The sequence below is a fragment of the Chryseobacterium sp. Bi04 genome, from assembly GCF_918698085.1.
Classification (GTDB): Bacteria; Bacteroidota; Bacteroidia; order Flavobacteriales; family Weeksellaceae; genus Chryseobacterium.
Window position 1 is genome coordinate 519,539 of record NZ_CAKKLP010000001.1, and the last position, 19,482, is coordinate 539,020.

Genomic DNA, 19,482 nt, shown 5'->3' on the forward strand with positions numbered 1-19,482 from the left:
ATTAACAATTCTGTTGTAATTTAATTTAATTGAATTGTTTTTGATAGTTTTAATTGTACCCTTCCAATTAAAAAAATCTGTGTCTCTGCTTATCCACGCATTCTTTGCAACTTTATATAAGATAAAATACATAATAACAGACGCATGAAAATCACAATAGCAGGCTATAAAAAAGAAGAAAGACTGTCACAGGGAGTGGCTAATGATGAAGATACAGAGCTGATTAATTTTTTAATACATAAAGGGCTAGACGTTGTTCCAACCATTTGGAATGATAAAAGTGTAGAATGGAGCAGCTTTGATGTAGCCATTATCAAGTCTCCATGGGATTATCATAATCATCTGAATGAATTTCTGAACTGGCTGGATCATCTTAAAAAGCTGGGCGTTAAAGTATTAAACTCCACAGAGATTATCAAGTGGAACAGTGATAAACATTACCTGGGAGATCTTGTAAAAAAAGGATTGCCGGTGATTCCTGCAGAATATCTAAAAAAAGGCTCTTCTTTTGACAATCGTTTCTTCAATTATTTTAATGCTGATAAACTGGTGGTAAAACCCTGTGTAAGTGCCGGAGCACAAAATACAGTCACTGTTGACAGAAACAATTGTAACGAGCGTTCAAAAGAAATAGACCGGCTTCTGAGGGAACAGGGTTATATGGTACAGCCTTTCGTAGAAGAAATCAAAAATGGAGAATGGTCATTTCTGTTTTTTAATGGAAAATACAGCCATTGTTCATTAAAAACTCCTAAGCAGGGAGACTTCAGGGTACAGCATTATCATGGAGGAAGCATCAGCTACCCAACTCCTGATCCGAAACATATAGAACAGGCTGGAATTTATGTAGAAAGCCTGCCTGAACCAACACTGTATGCAAGAGTGGATGGAGTGCTTATCAATGATTCATTTAGTTTAATGGAACTGGAACTCATAGAACCTTATTTATTCCTGAATAGTAATACTCTTTTACTGGAAAATTACTACCAGGCTTTGATCGCTTTACTGTGATAAAAACAGGACCGGAGAAAAATTTCCGGTCCTGTTAAACAAGATTAAGTGTAAAATTTAGCCTTTAAAGGCAAAAAGGATAATTCAAATGTGTGCAGATTTTTATTGATTCTTAATCTATGTTTAAGGGAATTGATAATAAAGGGACTTTGTTTTTGTAAGCCATTATTATTGTTTTGCTTCTGTGGAAAAGAGATTCCACAAGATTGTATTTATAAGGAACCATCGTCAGTAAATCCGAATTGGTAAGTTTCACTTCCTCTTCAATCGCCTTGATAATTTCTATAGACTGGATCATTTTAAAGCTGTATTTAATATCATCAAGATCATATCCGGAGTTCAGATCAATATCATGGATGACCTCTGTAAAATCTTCCAGTCTCTCACTTACATTGAACACTTCAATTTCAGCTTTGAATTCATTGATGAAATTGTAAATATCGTCCATCGCAGACCAGGTCATGCTTTTGTGGGTGTCATAGGCAAAAAGAATTTTTCTGATTCCTGTATATTCTATGTGAGCCGGAATGATTAGTACAGGTTTTTTGAGCCGGTGGATGGTTTTGGTGACAATATTTCCGAGCAGTCTTTGTTCAAGTGTTTTCTCCGCCATACCCATGACCACAAAATCACCGTTATTTAGCTGGATACAGTTTTCAAGTTCCTCAATAAAGTTCCCTGAAGCCAGATAATACTGTGTTTCCAGATCATATAAGCTTCCCAGCTCAGCAGCTTTCTCCGAAATTTTCTTTTGATTTTTAAGCGTTTGCTCATGGAAAAAATCAGCAGAGACCTGGGCGTTTAAAGCATGAATAGAAACGGTCTGTAAGTGGAACAGAACGATTTTATACTTATTTTCTTTAGCCATAGAAGCTGCATAATGAGTGGCATTTTCTGCTTCTTTGGAAAAATCTGTGCAGACAATTATTGTTTTCATTGTACCAAAATTGATTCTGTAAAACTATAAGACAAAACCTTTTTATGGTAGTAAAAAGATGGTGACATTGCATAAAATGATGATGAAATGTCTTTTTAAGGTGATGAACCGTTAGCCTCCATTTTAAGTCGTCTATTTTACGCTTCAGGTACCGTTTTGTCCGTCTCGTCTGAAATGGAAGATATTCTTATAAAATCTATTTCTATATTTACAGCCGTAAAGCTCCCCATATGAACAGGATTTCTACATTCAGAAAAAATATAGTACGGAATAAAAAGATTCTTTCTGCAATGAAAAGAAGGCTGGCTATATGGGCTATAGCGGTTATTACCTTTTATGTTTTTTCCTATCTGATTGATCCGTTTGATCCGGCATGGCAGATCTATTTGAAAGAACCGCTAAAGGTGATTGTGGAAGATATTCTGTGGATATTTCTCTTTTCCGTTGTTATCTCCGAGGTCAGTATATGTATTGACAGAATGCTCAATAGGCTGCTTCCATGGAGTAACAGAACGGTAAAACGTCTACTTCTTCAGTGTATTATACAGATTGTGGGAAGCGTACTGATCGTTATTATCATTAACTTTATTATTGACTGTACTTCAGCCAATTTACCGGAAATGGATGCCCGGAAAGAATATACGTTATTGGGACAGTGGATTGCTACCAATATTGTAATATCACTTACCATCAGCGCATTTAATACAGTGGATTATTTATTGGAAAACTGGAAGAAAACAGCCGTGGAGGCGGCTCAGCATAAACTGAGGGCTTCAAAACATAAACAGGCTGCTATGGCGGCGGAACTTCAGGCTCTTAAGCTGCAGATAGATCCCCATTTTATTTTTAACAACCTCAGCGTTCTTTCTGAGCTTATTCTGGAAGATCAGCAGCTAGGCTATGAATATTCGGAAAAATTTGCGAGGGTATACCGATACCTTCTTGTAAACTCTAAAAAAGATATTATAGCTCTGGAAGAAGAACTGAAATTTTTAGAATCCTATATTTTTCTAATTGAAAAGAGGATTGGAGAAGGAGTTGTGTTTAAAATTGACATTCAGGAAGAATACAGGTCCATGTATACTCTTCCGCTATCGCTGCAGCTATTGGTTGAAAATGCTATTAAACATAACCAGACCTCAAAAGCAAATCCTTTGGAAATACAGGTGTATACAAATTCTGATAAAGAACTCGTTGTTGCCAATACATTTCTGCCATTAATTAATAAACCGGATTCTTCAGGGGTGGGGCTTGCCAATATTGTTGCCAGATACGAGATCTTGGGATATATAAAACCCATCATAGAAAAAACCGAAAATCAATTTATTGTAAAACTCCCACTGATATGAAGCTCAATAAAATTTTAATAATAGAGGATGAAAAGCCTAATGCTGACAGGTTAAAAAGGCTATTGCTAAAGCTGAGACCTCATGCGGAAATAGTATCTGTAGAAGAGTCGATTATCTCAGCAGTAAACTGGCTTGAAAATAATCCTGCTCCAGATATGATTATGATGGATGTAAGGCTGGCAGATGGATTAAGCTTTGAGATATTCAATAAATTTGAGATAAGAAGTCCTGTAATTTTTACAACGGCATATGATGAATATGCAGTACAGGCTTTCAAATACAACAGTATAGATTATCTTCTGAAGCCTATAGAAGAAGAAGAACTTGAGCTGGCTTTAAGACGTTACGAGACTTTTATAGAAACAGTGCCATTTGTGGGAACAGCCATTGAAGGACTGCTTAATTATATCCAGCCTAAAGACTACAGGAAGCGTTTTCTTATCCCACATCGGGATGGTTATAAAACGGTTTTGTCTGAAGATGTTTTATACTTTTATACAGAATTGGGAATCAGTAAAGCCATGCTGAATACAGGGAGTATTGAAAATGTTCCCCAGACCCTGGAAGAACTTGAAAAACAGCTTGATCCGAAGTTCTTTTTCCGGGCCAACAGGCAGTTTATTATTCATATAGACGCTGTGAAACAGATTTTCAACCATTTTAACGGAAAGCTGAAGCTGGAATTGAGAAAGCAACCTGAAATAGAGGTGGTTGTGAGCCGGGAGAAAGCTTCTGCATTCAAATCCTGGCTGGATTACTAGTCTATAGATTATTGAAAAATATAAGGTTGCTTTTCAGAAAAGCAACCTTTTTATTTGGTGAAAATTGACAGGATTGAAATGAATCAAGCGCACTTACATCAATACACCTTCTCTTGACGCAAAGTTCCTTTTATTACGCTTGATTTAAGTGAGCCAAGAATGAATCGATAGAAATCGATTTTGATAAACTAACTTTTTTATATCGTTTATTCAGCGACAAAGTCGCCCTTCTTTGCTTACTTAAAATAGAACATCCGAATTATTATTCCTTTGCGTAAATAAAAGATATTTCCATCCTATTTTCAAGTCAAAATATAAGAATTACATATTTTATTTATGTGTACAGGTTTCTGGATGTCATCCAAATAAGAAGTTTTAGATTTAATCCAATTTACTTAGTTCCCCAAGTTTATAACCTGATCCGGTGAAATTCCGGAACGTTGAAGTTTTTCCACTAAAAATATTCTTTTTATGGTTTTCATTACACAAAAACGCTCTTTCTTTCATTTTTAGTATCATACACTTCACCTGCGATTAATTACGTTTCACTTGATTTCTACATGAATTCCCTGGGTATATGCATTTATTTTGCCCCTGTAAAATTTAAAATCAAATGTTATGAATTACAGAAAAGGATATCTGGTACTTTCACTTACAGCTGCAGCAGTATTATATTCTTGCGGTTCAGGTAGTCAGGAAAATACCCAGCAGACGCAGGCATTACCTACGGATTTTATCCAGGTGAAGTCCGGAAATGAAGATGTTTCTATAGGATATCCCGGGAGCATAGAAGGACAGGATAATGTAGAAATTAAAGCTCAGGTGACAGGATATCTGGAAGCAGTATATGTGAAAGAAGGTCAGTATGTGAGCAAAGGTCAGACCCTATTTAGAATTAATCCTTCTGTGTACAATGAACAGGTGAATACCAATGCGGCAGCATTAAAATCAGCATTGGCAGCTCAGGAAACAGCAAGATTGGAAGTTGAAAAACTGAGACCTCTGGTAGAGGGAAAAGTGGTTTCCGATATGCAGCTGAAAACAGCTCAGGCAAACTTTAAAGCGGCCTCTGCACAGGTAGCACAAGCACAGTCTTCATTGGGTTCATCAAAGATTAATGCCAGTTTTACTCATATCAAAGCACCGGTAAGCGGATATATAGGAAGAATCCCTAATCGGGTGGGTAATTTAATCAACCCTTCCGATGCTTCACCGCTGACAACGCTTTCCAATATAACGAGTGTAAATGTTTATTTCTCCATGAATGAGGTAGATTTTATAGCTCATAGCCGGGCAGCTGCCTCAGGAAAAAACACAGAGAATGTAGAACTTATTTTAGCCGATGGCTCTGCCTATTCTTACAAAGGAAAACTGGAGAATGCCAGCGGAAATTTTGATAAAAATACAGGAAGTATCCAGATGAAAGCCGTATTCCAGAACCCGGATAAATTACTGAGATCAGGAGGTACAGCAAGAGTTATGATCCACAACGATCTGGATGGTGTTATTAAGCTTCCGAAAATATCGGTAAAAGATATTCAGGATAAATTCTTTGTATATAAACTGGAGGGTAAGGATAAAGTAAAAATGTCCCAGATTGAAATTTCAGGAAGTACCTCTCAGGATTACTTTGTAAAAGAAGGCGTACAGGCAGGAGATAAAATAGCGGTTAACAGAATAGACGTCCTTACAGATGGGGCTCCCGTAGCCGCTAAAGTGGTTCCTTCAAAATAGTTTTCATAATCATTCTTAGAAAATTCGAAAATGTTAAAAAAGATAATTGACCGTCCGGTACTGGCGACGGTAATATCCCTGATCATCGTGATATTAGGGATCATAGGATTAAACCAGCTGGCCGTGACCCGGTTTCCGGATATCTCACCACCTACAATCACGGTTTCAGGATCTTATCCGGGAGGGAACAGTGAAACGGTAATCCGTTCTGTAGTTACTCCTTTGGAAGAACAGATCAATGGGGTGGAAGATATGCAGTATATGAAATCTACCGCGAGTAATGACGGGACATTTACCATCTCTATCATATTTAAACAGGGCGTTAATGCGGATCAGGCAGCGGTAAATGTTCAAAACAGGGTACAGCAGGCTACCCCGATACTTCCCCAGGAGGTCATAAGAATGGGATTGACGACTTCCAAGCAACAGAACAGTATGGTGTTGATTTTCAATATCTATACAGAAGACAATAAGCAGTATGATGAAACCTTCCTGCAGAATTATGCCAATATCAACCTTATTCCCCAGGTAAAAAGGGTAAAAGGAGTTGGGCAGGCTCAGATTTTTGGAATTAAGGATTACTCTATGAGAATATGGCTTAACCCACAAAAGATGTCTTCCTACGGACTTGAGCCCTCAGATATATCGGCAGCCATTGCAGATCACAGTTTGGAATCTGCACCAGGTAAACTGGGGGAAGAATCTAATGCAGCATTGGAATATGTAATCCGATACAAAGGAAAAAAGAATAAACCGGAGCAATATGAAAATATTATTGTCAAAAATGACGGAACCAATGTCATCAGGCTTAAAGATGTTGCCCGTGTAGAATTTGGATCCATCTCCAACAGTGGCGATAACCTCTCTAATGGGAAAAATGCGGTTACTGTAGCGATTATGCAGACTACCGGATCTAACGCCAATGAAATTGAAATAGGAGTTAATAAAGCCATTGACCAGCTGTCAAAATCATTTCCTCCAGGCATAAAATATACAAAGGTGCTGAGTACCAAGGAAAGGCTGGATGAGGCGACGGGACAGGTGAAATCTACTTTGATAGAGGCATTTATCCTTGTATTTATTGTAGTGTTTATCTTTTTACAGGACTTCAGGTCTACGATTATTCCGGCCATTGCAGTTCCTGTAGCGATTATCGGGACGTTCTTTTTTCTTTTGGTATTAGGATTTACAATCAATGTACTGACGCTTTTCGCGCTGGTTCTCGCCATCGGTATTGTGGTTGATGATGCCATTGTAGTAGTGGAAGCTGTTCACAGTAATATGGAAGGAACAGATCTCTCGGGAAGAGAAGCTACCCATAAAGCGATGAGTGAAATTACGGGGGCAGTTATCTCTATAACCCTGGTCATGTCTGCCGTATTTATTCCTATCGGGTTTATGTCCGGTTCAGCAGGAATTTTCTATAAGCAGTTCGCTTATACCCTTGCTATTGCAATTATTATTTCAGCAGTTAATGCTCTTACTTTAACTCCGGCTTTATGTGCCGTGTTCTTGAAAAATAATCATGCACACACAGGAGAAGGCGGGAAGCCAAAAGGATTCGGACAAAGATTCGCTGTAGCGTTTAATGCAGGGTTTAATAATATGACGAACCGTTATGCAAAAGGAGTAAAGTTTTTAATAGAAAGAAAATGGATTGCAGCAGGATTGATCGCTGGAATTATCGGCCTGTCGGCCTGGTTGCTGTCGAGTACTCCCAAGAGTTTTGTACCGATGGAAGATGACGGGTTCTTTATGTACTCATTAAGTATGCCTCCCGGAACAGGGCTCACCAAAACAACAGAGGTTTCCGATAAAATTAATACGATTTTAAAAAGTGTAGACGCCGTTCAGGAAAATACATCCATTACAGGATATAACCTGTTAAGTAATAGTGCCGGCCCTGCTTATGCAATGGGGTTTGTGAAATTGAAGCCTAAAAAAGAAAGAGGCGCCGTTCAGGATATCGATGAGATCATGAATGTGGTGAGTGGAAAGCTGGCTGAAATTAAGGAAGGAAGCGTAATGAGTTTCAGAATGCCTCCGGTAGAAGGATACGGAGTAACGAATGATGCAGAGATTGTACTTCAGGACCGTATGGGTAGAGATCCTCAGGTTCTGAAAGCAAAAGCAGATGATTTGATTGGCCAGCTAATGAAAACCCCTGAAGTAGCCTATGCTTATACCATGTTCCGGGCAGATTATCCACAACTGGAACTTGAAGTTAATGAAGATAAAGCTAAACAGCTGGGAGTAAGCATCTCCAATTTATTGGGAACGGTACAAACGTATTTCTCAGGAGATCAGTCTCAGAATTTCTCAAGATTTGGAAAATTCTATAGAGTCAATATCAAAGCAGACGGAGTTTTCAGAATGGATGAGCAGGCCTTCAATGATATTTTTGTGAAGAATAATAAAGGAGAAATGGTTCCTGCCAATACCTTAATTACTTTGAAAAAAGTATATGGGCCCGAGTCTGTGAACCGATATAATCTTTATAACTCATTAAACATTAACGTTGTGCCAAAACCGGGAGTGAGTAACGGAGAGCTGATGGGCAAAATAGAAAAAACACTGGAAAAGCTGCCTTCGGATTACAGTTATGAATGGACGGGATTAAGTTTAGAAGAAAAGTCGGCAGGAAATCAAACCGTTGTAATTCTTGGGCTGTGTTTACTTTTCGTGTACCTGCTTCTTGCCGCCCAGTATGAAAGTTATATTCTTCCTTTAGCTGTGATGCTTTCCATCCCAACAGGAGTAGTAGGAGCTTTCTTAGGAATAAAAGCGATTGGTTTTGATAATAATATCTACGTACAGGTAGGTTTGATCATGCTGATCGGTCTCCTCGCGAAGAATGCAATCCTTATCGTAGAATTTGCAATCCAGAGAAGGAAGGCAGGACTCTCTATCCTGGATTCTGCACTGGAAGGCGCTAAGGCAAGACTGCGTCCTATTATTATGACATCACTGGCTTTTATTGTGGGAATGATTCCCCTGATGATTTCCACTGGTGGAATGGCTTCAGGAAATAAATCGATCAGCGTAAGTGCTGCGATAGGAATGTTGAGCGGAGTGGTTTTAGGAGTGTTTGTAATTCCTGTACTGTATATGTTCTTTCAGTATCTCGATGAGAAGTTTTCGTCCAAAAAGAAGTATGAAACGATAAAAAATGAATTGACAAATGAGAATATGTAATATAAAGAATTTCCTTATTTCAGGCGCAATGGCATCGGTACTGGTGTCTTGTGCCGTGGGAAAACCTTATACAAGAACAGGGCTTCAGGTACCGGAACATTATAAAGAAGCTGTACAGGTAACCGGAGATACGGTAGTTCTTCCGTGGAAGACTTTCTTTAAAGACCCTAAGCTGATAGGTTTAATAGACAGGGCGCTGACGAGAAATAATGAAGTACATGTAGCCCTGAAAAATATAGAACAGCTGGATCTGATCTATAAACAGGCTAAGTTGTCCCTTATGCCAACACTGGACCTCTCTGCAGGAGCCAACAGAAGCTGGGCTTCTACCAATACCCTGAACGGATCACTTAATGAACAGTTTGCGGGAACAACGCATATGGATGATTTCAGTGCCAGTCTGAGGCTTTCCTGGGAAGTTGATATCTGGGGTAAGGCAAAAATGCAGAAGGAATCTGCTGCAGCCGAATATTTTGGCCAAAAGGAAAACCTGAATGCCGTGAAAAGCAGAATCGTTGTCCAGGTGGCACAGGCTTACTATAATCTGATAAGTTTAGATGAACAGTTAAAAATAGCTGAACAAAATATTGAGCTAAGTAACAATACCTTGAAAATGATGAATCTCCAGTTTAAAGCCGGGCAGATCAATTCATTGGCGGTTCAGCAATCGGAAGCTCAGAAGAAAACGGCAGAGCTGCTGATTCCTCTGGCAAAACAGAATATTTCTATTCAGGAAAATGCATTGAGCATTCTTTGTGGAGGATATCCGGATAAAGTGGAAAGACAGGGAACACTAAAAACAATGATTCCTGAAAATAAACTGTCTGAAGGACTACCGGCGCAGTTATTGAGCAGAAGACCGGACTTGAAAATGGCAGAACTCAATGTAGTCAGCCTGAATTCAAAAACAGGATTAGCGAAAGCAGCCATGTATCCAAGCATCAGTTTATCTCCCCAAATAGGGGTGAACTCCAATAAGTTCAGCTCATGGTTTGATATTCCCGGTTCTATCACCAAGGCAATTGCGGCTAACCTTGCGGCCCCTGTTTTTCAGAAAAAACAGCTAAAGACAGCATATGAAACAGCCTTGATAGAGCAGGAAAAAGCTGCGATCAGTTTTAAACAGTCGGTAATGACCGCCGTTGGAGAAGTATCTGATGCCATGGCAAAATCTAAAGGATCCTCTGAAAGATTACAGCTTTTAGAGCAGAGGACAGCCATTTTAGATAAAGGAATTAATGATGCACTTAAGCTGTACAAAAGTGGTATGGCAACCTATTTAGAGGTAATAACTGCCCAGAATAATAAACTTCAGAATGATCTTGAAGCTATTAATGTTACCCTTGAAAAGTTAAACGCTGAGGTAGATCTATACAGAGCATTGGGCGGAGGAGTAGAGTAGAAAGTAAATGAGTGATCAATACGAGAGGAAGCTATATCATATGGCTTCCTTTTGTTTTGTAGAATCAGCAAGTGTAAGTTTTTGTTTTTGATAATCAGTGTTTTATGAAAATAGTATTCTTTTTTTTGAAAATTCATGCAAGATTTTAAAAGAACGGGATTTATATAAGTGAGTACTCAGAATAAAAAATGTTTAATGTAAAAAATAATGTAATGAAGAAATTTACAGTACCCAGAATTTTTATGACTGTTTTAGCAGTATTAGCAGGTCTCACTTTATTTTCGTGTCTTGATAATGACAGTCCGGAGATACCTCCTGTAAAGTTGGAAGACCTTAAAGGAAACTATAAAGGAAGATTGATCACTGTACAGGGTAATTCTAAAACAGAGAAAATAGTAGATTTTAAAGTAAAGAAAGATACCATCTCGTTTGCTGAATTTCCCATCAAAGAAATTGTAAAGTCTGTAGTGAAAGACCCTGCAAAAACAGAAACGGCCCTAACGGCAATTGGAAAAGTGAAATATGACCTGCAGTATACCGCAACTGTGAATACCAATAATAATGTTGTAGAACTTGTTTTTACTCCTAAAGTATTGGAATTTAAAATTCCGGTAGATGGCGTAAATAAGAATACGACAGTTGTATTAACAGCCAAGCAGAAAGGATTTTTTGTAGGAATGGATCACTCATTAAGATATGCTTTAGCTGCTGAAAAGATTACAGTAGACGGCGTGATATTGGATCCTTTTGAGACTATTAATTATAATTTTCCACTCTGTATAAAGAACTAATTAATAAATATTACCAAAAATGGATTGTGTTTTATATGATGCAATCTATTTTTGCTTAAAAATTTTAATCAATACCCAATCGGATACGGCAGCTCTACATGGAGGAAAATAAAGAACAGATTTTGGTAAAACACCTTCTTATGAAGGAGGAAGCCGCATGGAAAGAGCTTTTTGGAGCTTACTCCGGTAGCCTTACCTATATCTGTTCCCGTTATCTGGCTGAAAAGGAGGATGTTCATGATGTACTGCAGAACAGTTTTATCAAAATGTTTCGCTCAATAGACTCTTTTGAATACAGAGGAAACGGTTCTTTGAAAGCATGGATGACCCGGATTGTGGTCAATGAATCTTTGAAACATATTAAACAGAATACAGATACAAAATCAAAAGTTGAGATAGAGGATCTCCCGGATCTCCCGAATGATGAAGAGCCTGATTTTGAGGAAATTCCAAAGGCTGTTATTATGGAAATGATACAGTCGCTTCCGGATGGATATAGAACGGTTTTTAACCTGTATGTATTTGAAACAAAAAGCCATAAAGAAATCTCCAGGCTTTTGGGAATTGCAGAGAACTCTTCTGCCTCACAGTTTCATCGGGCAAAAGGATTGCTTGTTCAGAAAATAAAGGAGTTTAAAATGTCAAAAAAAGCACAATATGAATAATGAATGGTTAAATAACCTGCGAAGCAGAATGGACGACCATGAAGAGGATGTTCCGGAAGGATTGTGGGATGACATCAGAGATGAATTATTCTCTGAAGAAGATAAAGATAAGATGATTGCCGGCTTTATTCCTGAAGAGCAACATGAAATAGGAAAGAATAATGGCCGCAAAATAATCGACAAACGTTTGTTTTACCGTATTGGTGGTGCAGCGGCTGCAGCCGTATTGCTGTTTTTTGTGCTGCAGATTGACTCCCATATTGAAAGCCCTGAAAGAATTTCAAAGAATGCAGATGGCTTTAAAGAAAAAGGAAAAAACAATATTGAGACAGGAAATGCAAAAGGTGGTGAAGGTTATATTGTTGAAAATGAATCAAATAAAAAGGTTTCGTTGGCGGAAACAACTATAGAAAGAACTTTAAAAGGAATACATAACATACAGTTCTTCAACAAGGAAGTGAAGAGCAATGCAGAAGTGGCTCAGGATGCAGTAAGAGTTCCGGAAGCAAAAGCGTGGCCCCAGCAGGAGATCGGAATTTCTCAAAAACCTCTTTTAGTTGAGAAGACGGCAGTTGGGCCAATGAAAGAGAAAGAAACTGATGAAGTACTCTTCAAGCCAGAAAAGGAACAGGAAAAATACGCGGAAAACAAAAAACACAAATCTGATCAATCATGGATGCTGAGCATGCTCACAGGAAATGCATCTTCGAATGCTGCAGAACAACAGTTTCCGGGTTATGCTTCTATGAGCGGAAAACCAATGAATATTGAACAAGTATGGACTGCCTCCACTTATGATGATAATCCGCTTACCGAAGTATTGCTGGCCAACCAAAGCCAACCCGTAGAAGCGAAGATCCGTCATAAAGTACCGGTTACTCTGGGGCTATCCCTTTATTATAATTTAGGGAAAAGATGGGGAATCGGAACAGGGCTGAATTATACAAAACTGTCCTCAGAACTTCATTCCGGAAGCAGTACCAATTATATAAAAGGAGTACAGACGGTGCATTATATAGGAGTACCCGTTCAGGTTAATTATAATGTAGTTCAGAAAGGCCGGTTTACAGGATATGTTACCGCAGGTGCACTCGTGGAAAAACCTGTTGGGGGGAACCTTACAACAAGCTATGTGGTAGATGATGAAATAAAGGAGACTACAAAGGAAAGCATTGATAATAAATCTCTTCAGTTTTCAGTAAATACAGCGGTTGGACTTCAGCTGAAAGTTATTGACAGATTCGGAATTTATGCAGAACCGGGGATTGGATATCATTTTAAAGAAAACAATGCCCTGAATACGGTTTATAAAGAAAAACCTTTACAGTTTAATGTAAAGTTCGGGATCAGATTGCTGCTCGATTGATTATAGACTATTGATCACACCTAACATCAACTTAAATGTATAAATATGAAAACAAGACTAATTTTTTTAACATTTTTAGTATTCAGTGTGCTGAGTATCAAAGCACAGTGTAACCCTACGATTACCAGCCCAAGGCTAGGCGTACAATTCCCGGACAAGATTTTATTCTGTAATGTAGAAGATGAAATACTTTCTACACAGGCATTCGGCAGCTATCAGTGGTACAAACAGGAATGGACCTGGCAGACTCCCAATAATAATCCGTGGGTAGCAATTCCAGGAGCAACCTCACAACAGCTAACGATTAATGGAAATGATCAGTTGTTTTATTTTAAAGTAGCCGTTACACAAGGGGACTGTATCGCAGAAAGCCCGGCAATTATGGCAGATGGATTTGTGTATGGCCTTCCGGCGATGATGTCTACCTATACGCCAGGAACTTATGAGGAAGTGGATCTTGGAGTAGTGAACGTATGTAACGGGGCTTCTGTAAAGTTTGATGATATATTTCCTGTTGTATATGGCAATCATACCTGGTTTAAATGTGTTCCGGGCAGCAATCCTCCGGTTCCGGGAGATCCCTGTATTATCGCTGGGGCGAACGGGGATTCTTTGACCGCTACAGAAACCGGAAAATATGGATTCTATGCCTGCACAGAGTACTGTCCGGACCAATGTGAAATGTTAGATCCTTTTTCTTTCGTACAGCTGAATTTCGGAAACTGGGATTTCTGCGAAAATTTAGGAACTGGAGAAACAAAACAAAAGGATAATAATCTGAAAATATATCCGAATCCTACAGCACAGTTCCTTTATATCGGAAAAGAGTCTGATAAAGGTTATAAAGAAATTACCATTATAGATATGTCCGGAAAACTCGTGCTGCAGAAAAACGATCACAAATACAATCAGGCCATTGATGTAAGCCATCTTGTCCCTGGAAGCTATATCATTGTTTCTAAAGCTTCAAATGGCAACATTTATAAAAATAAATTCATAAAAAAGTAAAAGATTAAATAATCTTTTTTGTTAGTTTTAAAGTGGAGGATCGGTACAATTTATTTGTACCGATTTTTTTAGGGCCATGTAATCTGAGCCCATAAGAGAAGAACATTATATTTGTGACATATCGATTATTACGGACTGTTTTCATTGCTGTCCGGGATAATAGGGAAATGACTTCCCGCATTTTTTTGCCATTAGGTATTTGGAAAGCTTGTAGGAAGAATAATTTAAAAGCTAAGTTCAATATTAAAAATAACATATAATACGTCGGGTTTTGACGCTTCTGAGTGATAGGTTTGTATTATGAAACTTAATTGAATTTTCATGTTAACCTCTAACCAATTATTAAATTTTTAAAATGAATTGTATAGAATTAAATGATCCACTTACAGGAGAATGGACAGTTTTTTTGGAAACTACAGAAACATATAACGGTAGTCCGATCACAGATATTTTGTGTAGCGGATTCAGTGAAATGTATAAAAAAATTAATGCCAAATACCACAGGAGAGTACTTCACGACAGTAAAATAAATGTTAAATGGTTTGGTGCTGTGGGTGATGGCATCAATGATGAGGCCGGCTATTTCAATAAGGCATTACAATTTATTTCAGATATCGGAGGAGGAATTTTATTTGTTCCTGCCGGAAAATATAAGCTAAGCCATGTGGATTGTGAAACAAAAAAATATTCAAATATTACCATATTGGCTCATGGAGCAGAGTTTATTCAGCTTGTTCCGGAAAAAAAAGACAGAATAAGTTTTCCAGCACCTATACCCGGAGACCCTAACCGGGTAATTTATACTTATGGAAGGTACCGTGCTGCAGATGGTATGTTTGTATTTGATGCTAAAGTAACCAATCAGAAGGATGATTCAAATTCCATTAAGAATATTAAATTTATTGGAGGAACATTTATTTCAAATGTTGCACAATACGGTTTTGATGAGTTATTACATTTAGTTTGCTTGCATGGAGTTTCCAATGTAACTTTTGAATATTGTTCTTTTGTAGGGTTTTTAAGTGATGGCGTCGCTGTTTGCAGAGGACTTCGTGAAGATGGTGTAAGGGATGCATATAATAGGGATGTTAATTTCTATAAATGTAATTTTGATGGAGTAAACAAGGACAACAGGCAGGGCATTTCAATTTATTATTGTGACGGATTCAGTATAGATTTCTGCAATTTTGAAAATATATGCAGGCCTAATATGATAGGTGCCATAGATATAGAATCAGACACAGAGAGCACTATTTCAAGGAGAGGAATTATTTCTAACTGTAGCTTCAAAGATATTGGTGGTAGCTGTGGAGCTGTTACAATATTTTTAAGAGATTATGAAGGAACAACAGAAAAGATTTCTCATTTAGGATATATTATTGATAATTGTGATTTTGAAACTGTTTTAACTCCACTGTCTGTAATAGGAAATAATAAGGCTATGATCAAAACTTCAAACTATGGAGTGGTATTTAAGAATAATCGTTGTTTAAATATGGATGGAATTGCAGATTTACGACAAGCATATGGTGTACTTTTCTACAACAATCTTTTCAATAATGTTACATCTGATACTTTAACTATATTGCGTAATACAAGTGGAAACAATATAACTTTTGAAAAAAATACTTTTGATAACTTCAAGCATCCCGCAGGATTAGCGTTTGATGGTGTTGCTAAGAATATTAATTTCATTGAAAATCAATTTTATAACTTTTCAGGGACATTTATTACCATTAATGATCCAAACGGAATTGGAAGAGTTGTAGGAAATGAATTCGCTTCTTCCGCTGTAACCGTTCCCTTTCCTCTCGTTACCGGCGATTCAGCATCTCCTGAAAAAGTAATAAGAGCCATTATTAAAGACAACATTTATGGGGCTAATATTTCACATGGAAATTTATATTTTTTCCTAAATGGAAATAATCTGCCTACATTAGATACTATTACTCCTAATAAAGTAATGTACGGAGAAAGCCTATGCCTCATGGCTGGAGGAACTATGCCGACAGGTTTTACCGGAGACCACAGTGTTATGGTAAAAATGTCCCGCGAAAACTTAGCAAATAATTATTATCCTCATGTTTATCAGACCGTGTATCCTTCACCTAATAATAATGGTAAAATTTGGAGAAGACAGGCAATAAACCAAACAACCTGGGGGGATTTTATTGAAATCTCATAAGTGCATAATAAAAAGGTTCCGGATGATTTATCCGGAATTTTTTTTTGCATGTATTTCGTTGATATGTTTTAGTTATCTCTATTTTTTTATAGAATATTATCAATATAAAATTCAATTTCCTAAAATAGCTTATTGGTTATATTTACTTTAAAAAACACACCCATGCTGATAAAAATTTATGGAAGTGCCATTCATGGAGTTGCTGCCCAGACAATTACCATTGAAGTGAATGTAGATACCGGCGGGGTGGGATATCACCTGGTGGGGCTTCCCGATAATGCAATCAAAGAGAGCAGTTACAGGATATCCGCGGCCCTTAAAAATGTAGGCTACAAAATCCCCAGAAAGAAAATTACAATTAATATGGCACCTGCAGATCTCAGGAAAGAAGGATCTGCTTATGATCTGAGCATTGCCATTGGTATTTTAGCTGCTTCTGATCAGATTCTGGCCGAAGAAGCCCAGCATTATATCATTATGGGCGAACTTTCTTTAGACGGAAGCCTTCAGCCGATAAAAGGTGTTCTTCCTATTGCAATTCAGGCCAGGGAAGAAGGCTTTAAAGGCATTATCCTTCCGGTTCAGAATGCACGTGAGGCCGCAATTGTAAGTGACCTTGAGGTGTATGGAGTGCAAAATATTAAAGAAGTCATTGATTTTTTTAATGAGGGAAAACCCCTTGAAAAATTAACATTAGATACCAGAAAAGAATTTCAGGAGAAAATTAATGATTTCCCTTTTGATTTTTCTGAAGTGAAGGGACAGGAAGCGGCGAAAAGAGCTATGGAAGTTGCCGCAGCAGGAGGACATAATATCATTATTATCGGACCTCCGGGAAGTGGAAAAACCATGCTTGCTAAAAGAGTTCCCAGTATTTTACCTCCACTGACTCTGAAAGAAGCGCTGGAGACCACAAAGATTCATTCCGTAGCAGGAAAAATTGGAACAGAAGCTTCATTAATGACTGTCCGGCCCTTCAGATCCCCACACCATACTATCTCAGACGTTGCTTTAGTTGGGGGAGGAAGTTATCCTCAGCCGGGAGAAATTTCCCTTGCCCATAACGGTGTGTTATTTCTGGATGAAATGCCGGAATTTAAACGGACCGTGCTGGAAGTGATGAGACAGCCCCTGGAAGACCGTGAAGTCACAATCTCAAGAGCTAGATTTACCGTGAATTACCCTGCAAGTTTTATGCTGGTTGCCTCTATGAATCCCAGCCCAAGCGGGTTCTTTCCGGACGATCCCAGTAATACGTCTTCCGTTTACGAAATGCAGCGGTATATGAATAAACTTTCCGGACCGCTTTTAGACAGGATTGATATTCATATAGAAGTACAGAAGGTTGAATTCGAGCAGCTTTCTGAAAAAAGAAAGGGCGAAAAAAGCAAAGATATAAGAGATCGTGTGGTAAGAGCAAGAGATATTCAGAATAAAAGGTATGGAAGCCTGAATATCAGCTGTAATGCTCAAATTGGTCCCAAAGAAATTGAAGCATTTTGTGAGCTGGATGAACCCTCATTCGGTCTCATCAAATTGGCCATGGAAAAGCTAAACCTTTCTGCCAGAGCATATGACAGAATCCTGAAAGTTGCCAGAACGATAGCCGATCTCGAAGAATCTGAGAAAATACTTTCTTACCATATTTCCGAAGCTATACAATACCGAAGTTTGGACAGAGAGTTCTGGAATGGATAATTCCAAAATGAAGCTTTCTATTTATATTGCATTATAAATTCTTTCTCAATATGATTGTTAAGGGCTTTGAGCTCCCGTTGTTTTTCTAATGTCATCTGTCTGTAATCATAAGCCTCTTCATTTCCATTCTCGTCAGTATACGATGTTATTTTGTCATTGATCATGTCTTCAAAAGGATTGTTGTATCCTGTTTGCTTCAGCTTAATGTATTTTTGCATATCAATGAGTAGGGGGTTTTCTCCAAAATGGGTTTCTACAATCCCTGAAGTATCATATTCTTTATCTAGCCTTTTATTTTTAACCAATATAAAATGAAAATAATTATTGCTGTCATATATTTCTAGGATCATACCCGGAAGCCCCCGAAATTTATAAGGTCCCTCGGGAATTGGAATTGTGTCTGCAAACCATGCTGTCCATTGCCTGCCTCCAAAGTTGGTTGTAGCTGCCTGTACTTTTAGCTTATCCAGCATTTTTGTCTGTGGCAGAATGTTCCATTTCATGTTATCGCTGCTTTTCATTTTAGCAGTTACATTTCCTACAATAAAATAATTTGTGTTATTAAAACTATTTCTTTCTCTACTGATATAGTGATATAATTTTGTTCTTTCATATTCTGAATCTGAGCTTGGATTTTTCATTATACTGTCATTTTTTTGATCAATTAATGAATAATATTTTACAGATTTAGGATTAATGTCGGTAATGAAAAATTCCTTTACTTCATAAGCAGCAATGGTGTCAGGCTTAAATTTTAATTCGTAATAGAATCTATTACTTTGAGCATTTACACTTGTGCCTAATAACAATAAAAAGAGAAAAATGAACCTGTACATGATATGCTGATTTATAGTAATTCAACCAAAAATCAAACCCCTTTTTTTCTTATTGTATCTCTTTAATAGAAAGGAGCTGAATAAAATTAAATTTCTGCATTTTTAACATGTTTTAGTTTAAAAAAATTACCAGAACAAATGAATTTGTATGTTTTGTGTTTTCATAAGTTTCATTCTACAATAAGGTAGCTAAGTTGTAATTATATAACAATTAATAGATTTTATTATGTTAAATTTGATTACGTAATTATTAATCATAATAAATTATAGAAACATTAATATTGTATTATTTGATTTTTTAGTGTAATATGTGGAATAAATGAATGTATTTATTTTATATGTTGTTTTCGAAAGTAATAAATAACGCGAAAGCTTTATTTATAGTTCTGCACAATATGCAGATCGCTTGAATTACTGTTATATACCTTTCCATTACAAAAACTCCCAAAAGTGTTGTATGCATTTGTTTCTGTTGAGAAAACCGATGCGCAAAATTATTTATGTATCGGTTTTGATAGGTCTCTACAGGTGATAAGAGCTGTGA

General features: G+C 37.5%; 14 protein-coding genes. 12 read left to right on the forward strand and 2 right to left on the reverse strand.

The genetic code is table 11. From position 1 onward, the window contains the following. Positions 1-144 precede the first annotated feature (144 nt). Positions 145-1,011, forward strand: coding sequence for a hypothetical protein (locus LQV47_RS02305; RefSeq protein WP_230033362.1), 867 nt, complete (start codon positions 145-147; stop codon positions 1,009-1,011). A 112-nt stretch (positions 1,012-1,123) separates the two neighbouring features. Here LQV47_RS02305 and LQV47_RS02310 read toward each other — a convergent pair whose 3' ends face one another. Further along, the gene (locus LQV47_RS02310) at positions 1,124-1,948 is read right to left on the reverse strand and encodes a universal stress protein (protein ID WP_230033364.1); all 825 of its coding nucleotides are present in this window, start codon (positions 1,946-1,948) and stop codon (positions 1,124-1,126) included. A gap of 230 nt (positions 1,949-2,178) precedes the next feature. Here LQV47_RS02310 and LQV47_RS02315 point away from each other — a divergent pair, with 230 nt between their 5' ends. From LQV47_RS02315 to LQV47_RS02365, 11 genes are all read left to right on the forward strand, one after another. Beyond that, entirely contained in the window at positions 2,179-3,297 is a 1,119-nt protein-coding gene (locus LQV47_RS02315) for a sensor histidine kinase (protein WP_230033367.1), read from the forward strand. Further along, positions 3,294-4,058: a LytTR family DNA-binding domain-containing protein gene (locus LQV47_RS02320; protein ID WP_230033369.1), complete on the forward strand. Its 765-nt coding sequence runs from the start codon at positions 3,294-3,296 to the stop codon at positions 4,056-4,058. Before LQV47_RS02315 ends, LQV47_RS02320 begins: the two co-directional genes overlap by 4 nt. 618 nt (positions 4,059-4,676) lie before the next feature. Beyond that, positions 4,677-5,792 (forward strand): efflux RND transporter periplasmic adaptor subunit, encoded by a 1,116-nt coding sequence (locus LQV47_RS02325; protein ID WP_230033371.1) that lies wholly within the window; start codon positions 4,677-4,679, stop codon positions 5,790-5,792. 30 nt (positions 5,793-5,822) lie between these two features. Beyond that, entirely contained in the window at positions 5,823-8,987 is a 3,165-nt protein-coding gene (locus LQV47_RS02330; protein ID WP_230033373.1) for an efflux RND transporter permease subunit, read from the forward strand. Then, the gene (locus tag LQV47_RS02335) at positions 8,974-10,389 is read left to right on the forward strand and encodes a TolC family protein (protein ID WP_230033375.1); all 1,416 of its coding nucleotides are present in this window, start codon (positions 8,974-8,976) and stop codon (positions 10,387-10,389) included. Before LQV47_RS02330 ends, LQV47_RS02335 begins: the two co-directional genes overlap by 14 nt. 212 nt (positions 10,390-10,601) lie before the next feature. Next, positions 10,602-11,180 carry a DUF4840 domain-containing protein gene (locus LQV47_RS02340; RefSeq protein ID WP_230033377.1) on the forward strand — a complete coding sequence of 193 codons (579 nt, stop codon included), beginning with the start codon at positions 10,602-10,604 and terminating at the stop codon, positions 11,178-11,180. 140 nt (positions 11,181-11,320) lie between these two features. After that, on the forward strand, positions 11,321-11,845 hold the full coding sequence (locus LQV47_RS02345) for an RNA polymerase sigma factor (protein ID WP_230033379.1): 525 nt from the start codon (positions 11,321-11,323) through the stop codon (positions 11,843-11,845). Further along, positions 11,838-13,211, forward strand: coding sequence for an outer membrane beta-barrel protein (locus LQV47_RS02350; RefSeq protein ID WP_230033381.1), 1,374 nt, complete (start codon positions 11,838-11,840; stop codon positions 13,209-13,211). Before LQV47_RS02345 ends, LQV47_RS02350 begins: the two co-directional genes overlap by 8 nt. Before the next feature lie 45 nt (positions 13,212-13,256). Then, complete coding sequence (locus tag LQV47_RS02355) at positions 13,257-14,219, forward strand: T9SS type A sorting domain-containing protein (RefSeq protein WP_230033382.1); 963 nt, start codon at positions 13,257-13,259, stop codon at positions 14,217-14,219. A gap of 355 nt (positions 14,220-14,574) precedes the next feature. Next, entirely contained in the window at positions 14,575-16,404 is a 1,830-nt protein-coding gene (locus tag LQV47_RS02360) for a glycosyl hydrolase family 28-related protein (protein WP_230033384.1), read from the forward strand. Between the two features lie 162 nt (positions 16,405-16,566). Beyond that, positions 16,567-18,102 carry a YifB family Mg chelatase-like AAA ATPase gene (locus tag LQV47_RS02365; RefSeq protein ID WP_230033386.1) on the forward strand — a complete coding sequence of 512 codons (1,536 nt, stop codon included), beginning with the start codon at positions 16,567-16,569 and terminating at the stop codon, positions 18,100-18,102. Positions 18,103-18,119: 17 nt separating this feature from the next. Here the strand turns inward: LQV47_RS02365 and LQV47_RS02370 are convergent, their stop codons facing one another. Beyond that, a complete protein-coding gene (locus tag LQV47_RS02370; RefSeq protein ID WP_230033388.1) occupies positions 18,120-18,938 on the reverse strand; it encodes a GLPGLI family protein in 819 nt (272 codons plus the stop codon). Between the last annotated feature and the right edge of the window lie 544 nt (positions 18,939-19,482).